The sequence below is a fragment of the Pirellulales bacterium genome, from assembly GCA_035533075.1.
Taxonomy (GTDB): Bacteria; Planctomycetota; Planctomycetia; order Pirellulales; family JAICIG01; genus DASSFG01.
Map to the genome: position 1 here is coordinate 1 of DATLUO010000145.1, position 10,327 is coordinate 10,327.

The following is a 10,327-nucleotide window of genomic DNA, read 5'->3' on the forward strand; positions in this document are numbered from 1 at the left end:
GCGAGGTCCTGGGTGCCGCGCCGGTGGCCAAGTCCCAGAGCTGCACGCCCCGCTTATGACTTGCCGTCGCCAACATTGTTCCATCGCGGTTGAGGGCCAGGCCCTCGATGCGCCCGCCCTCGGTTTCCATCGTCTTTGCCGATTGCCAATCGGCCGTTTCGATGAAAACGACGCGCCCGCGGCCGTCGCCCGACACCAGATAGGCGCCGTCAGGCGAAAACGCCAGCGATACGATCCCGTGCTCGAATCGCTCCACAAGGGCGGCCTCTTCCGTCTGACGCGCGTCAGGCTGGAACGGCTGACCGACGCGCAGCAGCGGCTCGACGGCGCGGGCGGAAAGCGGGTTCCAGAGGCGCACCGTGCCGTCGTCGGAAGCCGAGGCCACGCGTTTGCCATCCGGCGACCAGGCCACGGCGTTCACCTCGTCGGTGTGGCCCTTAAGCGTGGCCCGCAGCTTGCCCGTGGAAGCGTCCCAAAGACGCACGGTATGGTCTTGGCTGGCTGTGGCGAGCAGGCGGCCATCGGGCGAAAAAGCGACATAATAGACGTCGCCTGTATGCCCGGTGAAGGTGATCGGTTCGACGCTTTTAACAAGCTCCGACAGCAAACGCCAGGCGAAGCCGCGTAGGTCAGGCTTTCCAGCCTGACGCCCGTCAGGCTGGAAAGCCCGACCTACACCCGCGGCGGCGAGAATCGCCTGGGCCTCGGCCGCGTGATCGTTGTCGTACGCCTGCCAGGCCGAGCGCACGACGGCGTCGTAGCGCAGCTCGTCGCGGCGCCGGGCCGCTTGCCGCGAGGTTTCCAGCGTCTCGGCCAGGCGGAGTGAATACCAGCGGCCGCCGGAGCCGACCACGGCCAGCAACACGAGCATCGCCGCCAGCAGTGCGCTGCGCACCGGCCTGCGCCGGAACCAGCGCAGGCCTCGCCGCAACCTGCTTAACCGCCGGGCCTCGGTCGCTTCGCCGCGCAGGAAGCGCCGCAGGTCGGCGGCCAGCGCCGCCGCGGTCGCATAGCGGCCGCTGGGCGAAGGGGCCAGCGCCCTTAAGCAGATGGCCTCCAGTCGCGAGGGAGATGGGGACGCAAGGCGGATGGAGTGACCAACTCGGCTTCGCCCACCAATCGCAAGGTTTCCAGATCGTTGGCGCCGCGAAAGGGAGGCCGCCCGACGAGCAACTCGTAGAGCACGGCGCCCAGGGCGTAGACGTCGGTCGCCGGCCCGACGTCGACCGCGCGTCCGGCGGCCTGTTCGGGGGCCATATACGACGGCGTGCCCAGCAGCACGCCGGTGCGCGTTTGCTCGCCATCGTCGTCCGTCAGCCGGGCCAGGCCGAAATCGGTGAGGCAGGGGACCACCGGCTGGCCGCGCAGCTCGACGGCGCCGAGCGAACCGGGCTCGGCGGGCGCCAGCAAGACGTTCGAGAGCTTGATGTCGCGGTGGATGATGCCGCGCGCATGAGCGTGAGCCATGGCATCGGCCAACAAGGCAACCAGGGCGGCGGCTTCGTGGAAGGCAACCGCCAGAGGATGTTCCTTGAGCCACTTGGCCAACGCGGGCCCTTCGCAATAGGCGGCCGCGATATAGACGAACGGCCCATCGTCGCCCACCTCGAAGATCGGTACCAGGTTCGGATGGGCCAGGGCGCTGGCCGCTCGTCCCTCGCGCAAGAAGCGTCGGTGCCGTTCGGGCGTGGTCAGCACCTCGGGCCTGGGCATCTTGAGGGCCACCAGGCGGCGCAATCGCGGGTCGACGGCCAGAAACACGACGCCTTGCCCGCCGCGACCGAGCTCGCGCAGCAGCTCGAACCGTCCGATCTGGGCTTTCAGCGGCGTCTCTCGCGATCCGCGCGCCTCCGGCAAGGTGGCGGCCGGCAAACTGGCGGCCGGCAAACTGGCGGCCGCTTGACGGGTCCGCGCGAGCAACGACACGCATGCGCCCAAGGCGCGCAGCCGCGGTTGCAAATCGGGCGGAACGAGGCCCTCGTCGAGCGCCGGATCGTCGCCGCGCGCCAGCGCCTCGTCATAGGCGATCAACAGCGATTCCCAAAGAGCTTCCTGGTCGGGCGAGGCCGAGGCCCCGTCTGGCTGCTGGTTGTTCGGCTGGCCCATAACCCCTGACTTTCCAGACTCCGGATGCCCGACGGCGGAGGCCCTGCTTCATCGTTGTTCTGACTGCGGTCCTGACTGCCCGTCGTCGAGCGCGGTCCGCAACTGCTCGATGGCCCGCACCCAGAGCTTTCGCGCCGCTTCGGGCGAACGGCCCATCAATTCGCCGATCTCTTCGAACGATTTGCGCTCGGTGTTGCGCAACTGGATGACGTCTTGGTAGTGGCCGGGCAAGGCCGACACCGCCCGCGACAACAACTCCGCCTCCTCAGCCGCCTGCAACTCGCGGCTGGGGGTTTCGATGTCGCTGGCGATGCTCAACTCAAAGCCGCCGGCCGCGGAGACCGACGGCGCCCGTTCGCGGCGCACGTCGCGTTTGGCGGCAAGGCGGAAATGCCGCACTTCCTGGCCGGCGTGGTTTTGCAGGATACGGTTGAGCCAGGCGAGCAGCTCCTCTTCGCTTTCTCCGCGAAACTGCTCGAAACCTCGTTCGGCGTCGAGAAACGCCTGCTGCACCAGGTCCGACGCGCCGATCTTGCCGCGCAGGCCCGGATCGAGCTCGCGTTCGGCCACGAGCAACAGGTATTGGCGGCAACGCTCGAAGAGCCTTCCTCGGGCGTCGGCCGAACCGCCGCGTCCGGCCGCGATCTGACGGCGCACCTCCACTACCGACTCAACTGCCGCATCGTGGGTCTGCATAACCAAAGATGCCTTTCTTCGAGGAAACGGACGGTTCGCCGCCAAAACCGGCGAGCAGCGCCGCTCCATGCCCGGCCGATCGAGATCACAGTTTGCCACCTACAACCCAACGGCGAGTTTCCCAACCGGGAAGCCGAAAGTCAAGTAATTCTCCAGGCCCGCGGAACCTGCGAGCCGCGAATGTCAAATCGCTGGTCGTCCGTCGTCCGTCGTCCGTGGTCCGTTGTTTTCCGCAAGTGCAAGCACTTCGGCGCGGTCCCTGCTTCCGGAGGGTGGGCTCGGCGCCCACCCCTGCCCGAACCGCGGCCGGGCGTGTGCCGGTTCGGTGGCACTCCGGGTCGAAACCGCGCGCGTGCCCGCGGGTCAGGCGTCCGCCTCGACCAACAGTCCGAGCTGCTGCAGCTTTTCGCGGCACTCGTCGCGCTCGCGGCAGCGCTTCATCTCGGACCATTCGGGCGGCTGCACCGCCAGAAAGTCGTCGAGCGTGGCCCGTGCCCGGCCGGCCGCCGCCAAGTGGGCCGTCAGCCGCTGGATCAGCTCGCGGTCGAGACGCGTCAAGTGCATCCCCGCGATGCGGTAGTCGACGAACGCCTCCCAGACCAGCGGAAAAAGCGGCCGCACGATTTCTTCGCCCATCGTGCGGGCGTATTGGCGAATCTCCCACTGCGCATGGCTGTCCATCCGCAGCGCCAGAAAATGGAGCAAGTTGTGAAGGTCGATCTTCCAATAGGCCTCGGTGTAGGTGGAGAGGGGCAGGTCTTTGCGGGCCTGCTCGCGGGCCACGCCCGACTCGATCCGCCGCTGGTACACCTCTCGCGCCTGTTCGAGCAGCTCCGCCTCGGCCTGCGAGAGGTCGGCGCCGAGATCGGCGGGCAACATGTCGCCGCTCCCCTGGCGGTTTTGCGTGGCCTGCGTGCGCCAGGCGGCGGGGTCGGTGCGTTGGGCCGCGTCGATCGCCAACGAATAGCGCGTGCTGTACTCGTTCACGTTCGCCGTGCGGTGCCGAATCCATTGCCGCCAGGCATCCATCGGCACGCGCACCAGGAATTTGACCTCCGCCATTTCGAACGGCGTCGTGTGCCGGTGCCGCAGCAAATAGCGAATCAGGGAGCGATCGTCGGAGACTTGCCGCGTGCCTTCGCCGTAGCTGACGCGGGCCGCTTGCACCACGGCCTGGTCGTTGCCCATCACGTCGACGAGGCACACGAACCCGTCGTCCAAGACGGGGAATTTTTTCCAGCGGAGATCGGCGGCGATGTCAGACATGATGCCATGATTGTGCCGGCCCGCTCGGCCGCTGGCAACGTCTATTGCCTATAACGTCTTTCCGCGCTACGGCCGCCAGTCGAGCCGGACGACGCCTTCGAGTTGGGCCAGGCGTGCGACAACCGGCGGCGTCTCGATGGCGTCTCCGGACGACCGCCACCGCACCTCGCACCGCAGCCTGCGATGTTGAAGCTTGGTGCTCGAGTGAAAGGCGCACGAATGGACGCGGACGCCCGCCTCATGCAGCATGCGGCGCAGGTCGTCTTCGCCGGGGCCGTCGGGCAAGACCGTCAGCCGCAAAACCGCGTGGCGATCTTGCTTCAGACGACGCTCGATCGATTTCAGGCCCGACAGCACGAGCATGCCCGCCGCGAGCATCGACAGGCCCAGGCCCAGTTGCCCGCCCCCGAAACAGAGGCCCATCAGCGTTACGTACCACAGCGTGGCGGCGGTGGTGACGCCCATCACCAGGTTGTCGCGTCGCAAGATGGCGCCGGCGCCGATGAAGCCCATGCCTGAAAGCACACCCAGCGGCAAACGCATCAAATCGAGCACGATGAACGAATCGGGCGTTTTGCCGGCCGTCGCCAGGAGCAGGTTGGCCTGGATCATGGAGACGGCGGCGGCGACGCAGACGAGAATGGTGGTCCGCAGGCCGGCAGGTTGGCCGTGCTCTCCTCGATTCAGTCCGATGCAACCGCCGGCAAAGACGGTCAAGGCAAGTCGGATGGCCACTTCGTGCCAGGCCAGTTCGAGGGGCATACAGATCTCCGCCGGGGATTGAAGGTTCCCCCAGGATACCGCGGCGCGGCGGAGATGCGCAGTAGGGTTCAGGGTTCATTCTTCGATGGCGCTGATCAAGGCCGCCACGATATCGAGCGAGGTCAAGACGCCGGCCGGGCGGCCCTGGTCGTCGAGGGCAATCAGCCGGTGAATGTGGTTCTGGCACATCAGTCGTGCGGCCGCGGTCAACGGCTGGTCGACCGCGACGGTTTGCACCAACGCCGACATGTGCGAAGCGACCAAATCGGTCGCCGGAATCTGGCACGCATGGCCGTTGGCGGCGGCAGGTGTCGGAGGACCGCCGCTTGAGTTGGCGATACAGCGCACGAAGTCGATGGCGCTCAGAATCCCCACGCACTGGTTGTGGTCGCCGACGACCGGCGCGCCGGAGATAAACTGTTGCGTGAGCACCGTGGCGGCTTCCGCCATGCTTTTGTTCGCGGCGACGCTGACCACGTTGCGCGACATGACATCCGACACGCGCAACGTCAATAATCGCTCGATGGCACTGTTCATTTTGATGGGAACTCCGTTAGGTTGGCTTGCTGGTCTTGCCCCAAAGCGACGTTTAAGCAAGTGAGGTGCCCAGCCGGACCAGCGCACCGTTTCCCCTTGATTTGTGGCCGTTTATCGCTTGCGTGGAGCAATGAGGGACGCGCAGAATTACGATGGGCGTGTGCGGAAACGCACGCGGCAGGCATTTCCGCACACTCGGCGAACCAAGGCGAGGATTCCAAAACCGCTTGATTTTGCGGGGAATTGCCGCCCCTCCGCAGGGCGGCACAGGCGTTGCTTTACAACTTCCGCGTGAGCGCGTGTTCGCTCAGGCCGGCCCAAAAGACCGAAGACCAAAGACCCAAGCCCCAAGACCTAGATGGAAAACATCGACTTGTTGATTGTCGACGACGACTCGGAATATCGCTCGACCGTGGCGCGCCGCTTTTCCCGCCGCGGCTATCGGATTCAAGAAGCCGCCGACGGAGAGACCGCGCTGGAACTGGCCGGCCGACGGCAGTTCCATGTGGCCGTGGTCGATCTGGTGATGCCGGGCCTGTCGGGCCTGGAGCTGATGCAGAAGCTCAAGGCCGGCACGCCCGACTGCGAAATCGTGATGCTCACCGGGCAGGGCACGATTGCCACCGCCGTCGAGGCCATGAAGCGCGGCGCCCACGACTTTCTCACCAAGCCCTTTCCGCTGGCCGAGCTGGAAGTCGTCGTGCAGAAGGCCTTCGAGCAGCGACAGTTGCGAAAGGAGAACCAGCAGCTTAAGGCGGTGCTCGAACGCAGCCAGCCCTCGTCGGAAATCCTCGGCCGTTCGACGGCCATCAAAGAAGTGCTGCGGCTCATCGACCGGGCCGGGCCGACCGACAAGGCCATCCTCATTCAAGGCGAAAGCGGCACCGGCAAAGAGCTGGTCGCACGGGGACTGCACCGCGCCAGCAAGCGGGCCGACAAGCCGCTGGTGGTCATCAACTGTGCGGCCCTGCCCGAAACATTGCTGGAGAGCGAGTTGTTCGGCCACGAGAAAGGCTCGTTCACGGGAGCCGTGAGCGCCAAGCAGGGGCTGTTCGAGCTGGCCGACGGCGGCACGCTGATGATCGACGAAATCGGCGAGATGCCCGGCTCGCTGCAAGCCAAGCTGCTGCGGGTGCTGGAAGACGGTTCGTTCCGGCGGGTCGGCTCGCTGAAGGAGTGCCGCGTGGATGTGCGGCTGCTGGCGGCCACCAACCGCGACATGGCCGCGGAAGTGCGGGCCGGACGGTTCCGAGAGGACCTCTTCTATCGCATCAACGTGATGTCGATGGAGCTGCCGCCGTTGCGGCAGCGGGCCGGCGACGTGCCGCTGTTGGTCGCGAAGTTTCTGGGGCCGGGCTGGGAAATCGAGCCGGAAGCGATGCAGGCCCTGGAGGCTTACGCCTGGCCGGGCAACATCCGCCAGCTCATCAACGTCATCGAGCGGGCCAAGATTCTCGCCGAAGGGACGATGGTCCGCTGGCAAGACCTCCCCTCCGAGGTCCGCTCCCCGACGCACGAGCCGCACGCCATGAACGGGCAGAGCGACAAGCTGGAAGAGATCGAGCGGACGCACGTGGTCGACGTGCTGGAACGCGAGAAAGGGAACAAAGCACGCGCGGCGCGGGCCCTGGGCATCAACCGCCGCAGTCTCTACCGGCTGCTGGAAAAGTACGGGATTGCGTAGCGCTTTGTCGGTCGTCGATGATTGGTTCGGGGTGAGTGTAGGGTGGGACCAGCGAGCTTTCGAGCGCCGGCCCACCACGAAGGACGCCGGCCATCGGTGGGCCGGCGCTCGCAAGCTCACTGGTCCCACTCTACGATGCATTTCGCGCCATCCCTCAGCCAGGAAGCGGCGGGACATCGACGACCGCACGCCGACCGGCTAAACTAAGGTCGACGGGGCGCATGGGAGACGAATATGGCAACGGTCCCTTCACCACCGCGTTCGCTCGGGGCCGAGGCGGAAATCGAATACCCCACCGGAGACGGCCGGCCCGTGGGTGAAACACCCATCCATCGCGATAATCTCTTGATCGGGGTCAAGACGCTCCAGCGGTATTTCGCCAACGAGCCGCTGGTGTATGTGTCGGGCAACATGTTCGTCTATTACGAGAAAGGCAATCCGCGCAAGCATGTTTCGCCTGACGTCTTCGTCGCCGTCGGCGTGCCTAAAGACAAGCCCCGCGATGCGTACTTTGTCTGGGAGGAAGGTCATGGGCTGGACTTCGTGGTCGAGCTGACCAGCAAATCGACACGAGACGAAGACCTCGACGAGAAGATGGCGATCTATCAGGACAAGATCGTCGTGCCCGAATATTTTCTGTTCGATCCCAAGGACGAGTATCTCGGTCCGCCGTTACAAGGCTATCGTCTGCGCGAGGGGAAGTATGCTCGCATCGAAACGGTCGAGGGGCGATTGCCCAGCGAAGTCGTCGGTTTGCACCTGGAGCGCGACGGCGAGTGGTTGCGGTTTTACAATCCTGCCACCCGCCGCCGGCTGCCGACCCCGGACGAGCTCCTGCTTGAGGAACAAGCGAAGCGCAAGCGGGCCGAGGCGCAGCGCAAGCGGGCCGAGGCGCAGCGCAAGCGGGCCGAGGCGCAGCACAAGCGGGCCGAGGCGCAGCGCAAGCGGGCCGAGGCGGAACGCAATCGCCTCGTGGCTGAATTGGAGGTATCCGGCAACGAATTGGAGCGATTGCGGAAGGAACTCGAGGAATGGCGGCGACATTTTGGCGAGCCGTTGGGCGGCGGCTCGTCTGCCAACAAGTAGACCGCGCTGAGACTGGGCGCCAGCCGGTCGACGCCATGATCGTCGGCCGGCTGGCAAAAACGCCGAATTTGACACCGAGTCTGTTCTACTCGCCACGACCGAGCTTGCCTCGGTCGGGGTAGAGTCGAGAGGTGGCGCGGTGGTTTAGGTGCGGAAGCGATGAACTCGACTTGAACCAGATCGCAATCACCGAGGCTAGACGGGTCGGGACGGCATCGCAGCAGGATGCCGCTCGCTTGCCGAGCGGAGGCTCACGTTGGTCTCTAGACGGGTCGTCGGGACGGCATCACAGCAGGATGCCGCCCGCTTGCCGGGCGGAGGCTCACGTTGGTCTCTAGGAGGGGTGGGGGCGACGCCGCAGGAGGATGCCGCTCGCTTGCCGAGCGGAGGCTCACGTTGGTCTCTAGACGGGTCGGGGCGGCACCGCAGGAGGATGCCGCCCGCTTGCCGGGCGGAGGCTCACGTTGGTCTCTAGACGGGTCGGGGCGGCACCGCAGGAGGATGCCGCCCGCTTGCCGGGCGGAGGCTTACGTTGGTTGCTAGAGTTGCCTTTGAGCGGGCTCGCCGCCTTTAGAGACCAGCGTTAAGTACCGCCGGGCAAGCCGGCGGCATAACCGACGAAGGTGCGGCGCCGCCTGTAGAAACCAGCGTCAGCAACCGCCGGGCAAGCCGGCGGCATGTTCCCCAGAATAATCGCCCAGCGACATTGCGGTTCGTCGGCCCAGGTCGTCCGCCCGCCATGCCCCGCTTCTTGCCTCGGTCGGGCGATGATTGGACGCCAGAGGCCGGCCCGGACAACTGCCCCTTCCTCAACGGTCGTCCACCAGCCGCCGCCTCGCCGCGGCTGGCGGACGACCGTGGCGCGCACCGTCGCCGGGAGGAAGGAGGTCGCCGCTTCGTCTCTGCCGGTCAATCACAGCCCCACCGGCATAAAGCCGGGTGGTGGCTTGGCTGCCCGCCACGATCCGAGCTTGCCTCGGTCGAGCGCTGATTGACCGCCAGAAGCCGGAGCTTGAAATAGATCAGTCGCCGCGAGCGGTTTGCTGTTGGTCGAACTGCCTCTCTGGGATGTCGTCGGCGATCCCCGGTTCTTCGACCTTCCAAAACGTCAACTGACCGACTTTCATATCCGGCTTCAGTTCGAATTGGTCCGGCGGTGGCTTCCACAGCGCAACGGAGATCGTTGAGCCCGTCGGTGGCTTTCTCCACGCATAGACAACGTCGCCGAGATGAACGTCGACGGAATCGCTGTCGAAGTCTTCCTGGCTGGGCATCGGGTCGATTTTGATTTCGCCCGACTTCAGCCGCCTTTCAATCGCCTGTCGCGACAGAATCCCCATAGCCGGCCACCTCGGAGATCGGAACCCAAATGCGCCGGTCCCCCGTGACCACCTGTCGTGGAAGCTCGACGAGAACATTTTCGCCGTTCACATTGACCACCTGCGCCTTGATCGTGGCGGGCCGAGCTTCATCGTCCGGAATTTCACCGCCCTCGACCTGCACGAGCTCGGCATCGACCATGGTCTCGTAGAACTGATCTCTGCCCCGGACCAGTACGCCAAGCTCGTAGGGGAACATCCCGCGGGTGGCTGTGCATTTGACCCGGACGGTTGAACCGATGGCGAGATTGCAGGCAAGACTCTGAGACATGGCGAATCCTCCGTTAAAAATCTGTGGCACCCATCATGGCGCCGCCAGCGATTGTGCAGAAAGCGCCGGCACTTTTCAAGTGGCGGCACCGATTATCAGATCGGCGAAAAGGATGCCATACCGATGTTCAGGTTAGCCGGTACTGCGATAAAGTCAACCAAGCGGTCGGCTTGCGCCGAAAAAGGCACGGGGCTTACTGCCGATTAGCCGCCGCTCGACCGAACTGGCGGCTCTTGGGGCCGGCCGGTGGGTTGGCTTGGTCTTGAACGGCCGCCGGCCGTCCGTAGCCCGGAACGGGCGTCATTCGGTAGCCCAGGGTGCAGCGCAGCGGAACCCTGGGTTACCGGGCCGCAAAAACCTCGTCAGCCGCAACGCGGCGAAACTCCCCCGCATCCCCGTCACGCCGACAAGCACGAAGCGGGCGCGCCGCGCCCGCCGCGTCTTCCCCGCCACGCCCCGCGCTTGCCTCGGTCGAGCGCTGATTGAACGCCAGAGGCCGGCCACGCGAAAACCTTCTCCCTCCCGCGTCGTGCGTCCCGC

At 65.6% G+C, this 10,327-nt stretch carries 10 protein-coding genes; 2 read left to right on the forward strand and 8 right to left on the reverse strand.

The window, feature by feature from the left end; all coding sequences use genetic code 11:
- From VNH11_18715 to VNH11_18740, 6 genes are all read right to left on the reverse strand, one after another.
- Positions 1-895, reverse strand: an 895-nt coding sequence (locus VNH11_18715) for a WD40 repeat domain-containing protein (GenBank protein HVA48404.1), incomplete at its 3' end; no start/stop codon positions are given.
- A 146-nt stretch (positions 896-1,041) separates the two neighbouring features.
- Positions 1,042-2,106: a serine/threonine-protein kinase gene (locus tag VNH11_18720; protein ID HVA48405.1), complete on the reverse strand. Its 1,065-nt coding sequence runs from the start codon at positions 2,104-2,106 to the stop codon at positions 1,042-1,044.
- 48 nt (positions 2,107-2,154) lie between these two features.
- Positions 2,155-2,802: a sigma-70 family RNA polymerase sigma factor gene (locus VNH11_18725; protein HVA48406.1), complete on the reverse strand. Its 648-nt coding sequence runs from the start codon at positions 2,800-2,802 to the stop codon at positions 2,155-2,157.
- A gap of 363 nt (positions 2,803-3,165) precedes the next feature.
- A complete protein-coding gene (thyX, locus tag VNH11_18730) occupies positions 3,166-4,068 on the reverse strand; it encodes an FAD-dependent thymidylate synthase (GenBank protein ID HVA48407.1) in 903 nt (300 codons plus the stop codon).
- Positions 4,069-4,134: 66 nt separating this feature from the next.
- Positions 4,135-4,830: an MgtC/SapB family protein gene (locus VNH11_18735; GenBank protein HVA48408.1), complete on the reverse strand. Its 696-nt coding sequence runs from the start codon at positions 4,828-4,830 to the stop codon at positions 4,135-4,137.
- 75 nt (positions 4,831-4,905) lie between these two features.
- Positions 4,906-5,367, reverse strand: coding sequence for a CBS domain-containing protein (locus tag VNH11_18740; GenBank protein HVA48409.1), 462 nt, complete (start codon positions 5,365-5,367; stop codon positions 4,906-4,908).
- A gap of 358 nt (positions 5,368-5,725) precedes the next feature.
- On the opposite strand from VNH11_18740, the gene VNH11_18745 reads away from it, so the two are divergent.
- A complete protein-coding gene (locus VNH11_18745) occupies positions 5,726-7,051 on the forward strand; it encodes a sigma-54 dependent transcriptional regulator (GenBank protein ID HVA48410.1) in 1,326 nt (441 codons plus the stop codon).
- 234 nt (positions 7,052-7,285) lie between these two features.
- The gene (locus VNH11_18750; GenBank protein ID HVA48411.1) at positions 7,286-8,137 is read left to right on the forward strand and encodes a Uma2 family endonuclease; all 852 of its coding nucleotides are present in this window, start codon (positions 7,286-7,288) and stop codon (positions 8,135-8,137) included.
- A 1,022-nt stretch (positions 8,138-9,159) separates the two neighbouring features.
- On the opposite strand, the gene VNH11_18755 is transcribed toward VNH11_18750, so the two are convergent.
- Positions 9,160-9,477, reverse strand: coding sequence for a hypothetical protein (locus VNH11_18755; protein ID HVA48412.1), 318 nt, complete (start codon positions 9,475-9,477; stop codon positions 9,160-9,162).
- The gene (locus VNH11_18760) at positions 9,449-9,787 is read right to left on the reverse strand and encodes a hypothetical protein (GenBank protein HVA48413.1); all 339 of its coding nucleotides are present in this window, start codon (positions 9,785-9,787) and stop codon (positions 9,449-9,451) included. The genes VNH11_18755 and VNH11_18760 overlap by 29 nt, the downstream gene beginning before the upstream one ends.
- Between the last annotated feature and the right edge of the window lie 540 nt (positions 9,788-10,327).

Bases quoted from the DNA above. Each gene is read 5' to 3' on its own strand.
- VNH11_18755 (HVA48412.1), bottom strand. From the start codon at position 9,477: ATGGGGATTCTGTCGCGACAGGCGATTGAAAGGCGGCTGAAGTCGGGC.
- VNH11_18760 (HVA48413.1), bottom strand. From the start codon at position 9,787: ATGTCTCAGAGTCTTGCCTGCAATCTCGCCATCGGTTCAACCGTCCGG.
- VNH11_18720 (HVA48405.1), bottom strand. From the start codon at position 2,106: ATGGGCCAGCCGAACAACCAGCAGCCAGACGGGGCCTCGGCCTCGCCC.
- VNH11_18740 (HVA48409.1), bottom strand. From the start codon at position 5,367: ATGAACAGTGCCATCGAGCGATTATTGACGTTGCGCGTGTCGGATGTC.
- thyX (HVA48407.1), bottom strand. From the start codon at position 4,068: ATGTCTGACATCGCCGCCGATCTCCGCTGGAAAAAATTCCCCGTCTTG.
- VNH11_18745 (HVA48410.1), top strand. From the start codon at position 5,726: ATGGAAAACATCGACTTGTTGATTGTCGACGACGACTCGGAATATCGC.
- VNH11_18735 (HVA48408.1), bottom strand. From the start codon at position 4,830: ATGCCCCTCGAACTGGCCTGGCACGAAGTGGCCATCCGACTTGCCTTG.
- VNH11_18725 (HVA48406.1), bottom strand. From the start codon at position 2,802: ATGCAGACCCACGATGCGGCAGTTGAGTCGGTAGTGGAGGTGCGCCGT.
- VNH11_18750 (HVA48411.1), top strand. From the start codon at position 7,286: ATGGCAACGGTCCCTTCACCACCGCGTTCGCTCGGGGCCGAGGCGGAA.